General features: G+C 38.8%; 2 protein-coding genes. One reads left to right on the top strand and one right to left on the bottom strand.

Features of this window, described 5'->3' with window-relative positions; translation table 11 throughout:
• A partial coding sequence (locus tag LD39_RS14395; protein WP_035548476.1) for an SDR family NAD(P)-dependent oxidoreductase occupies window positions 1-415 on the bottom strand: 415 nt, incomplete at its 3' end.
• Window positions 416-798: 383 nt separating this feature from the next.
• Between LD39_RS14395 and LD39_RS14400 the strand changes: the two genes are divergently transcribed.
• Window positions 799-1356: hypothetical protein (locus LD39_RS14400; RefSeq protein ID WP_035548479.1), on the top strand; the 558-nt coding region annotated here is incomplete at its 3' end.

Raw genomic sequence — 1356 nt, forward strand, 5'->3', positions numbered from 1 at the left:
CTTCGTTCGCGTGCTCCTGGTTTCCCAGTGTGTAAGCCGTACTCACATGGAAAAAGTTTTCTACATTTATCGCTTTGGAAAACTCCAGCATGTTTCTTGTGCCATTCAAATTGATCTCAAACGTCAGCTCACGATCTTCCTCATCAAAAGATAGAAAGGCGGCGATGTGATAGACCGTATCGATTGAATCTTTCAACTCTAGCATTTGTTCTTCAGAGACCCCCGCTTGCTTTTTGGAAATATCTCCGTTTATAATAGTCAAATTGCTTTGTAACTTTGTTGGAACGGAGGCTAGCAGTTGATCTGCTTTTCTCTCATTCCTTGCAAGCGCATAAACTTCATGGCCTTCACCTAACAACCGAAGCGTCAGTTGCTTTCCTACAAATCCAGTGGCACCTGTTAAGAGTAATTTCATGATGTTTTTTCTCCCACCTAGATCAATCTATTTTAATAAAATTAATATTTTTTACATACTCTTCAAAGTCTAGCATAGAAATCATCCATTATCGGCGAAATCCCTTACATTGAGCACTATGTATGAGTTTTCTTTCAATTTATGAGAGATTATGGTTGAATCATCCTTAGAAAATGTTGCTAAAAAGTATAAATACTACTTTTCTCCCTTCTCCCCATACATCTACAAAGAACGATTCCTTATCTAGTAAATCATTCACCTTAATTCAAGTGGAAAACACATCGAAATAAGAATAATAAAGTCTTATATTGTCGATTATCTAGGCACTGTCGAAGAACGGTAGTATGATGAGATTAATCCACAACAATAGGAGGGGACTAGTCATGGCAATGGCGTTATTACTGGTCGGGTTTGCTGCTATCCTTTCTTCCTTGATCTACCTTGGTTACTACATGATCGCTCTGTTGATGGACAAGAAAAATCCCTTCAAAAAGCCATTGTTCTTTCCGTTACTAGTCGGAGGAATCACTTTCTCGATCATAGGTTTTGTCACAATTGAAGAAAGCTCCGCGAACAAGCTTGAAGAAGAGATTTTGAAGAATGAAACACTCGCTGAAGAACACACACTATTGCAAGAAGAGTTCAAATCTTTGACCCAGGACTTTGAAGAACTGACTCAGAGCAAAGACCAACTCCTAATCAAATTATCAGATAAAGAGAAAGAGCTTTCTTCTTTAAATGCTCAGGCTAAAGAGCACGACAAAGAAAAAAGTGCTTTTAAGGAAAAAATAGATTCATTACAAGCCGAAATCGAACAACTGAATGCCGACGTGAAAACCCTTACTTCAGAAAACAGTTCGCTGCAAGCAACGATCGATGATCTGAAGACCACTACTGTAGCCAGCACAAGCTCTGCTTCTTCAGGCAGCTCCGAAATTTAT

Source organism: Halobacillus sp. BBL2006 (genome assembly GCF_000786645.1).
GTDB lineage: Bacteria > Bacillota > Bacilli > Bacillales > Halobacillaceae > Halobacillus.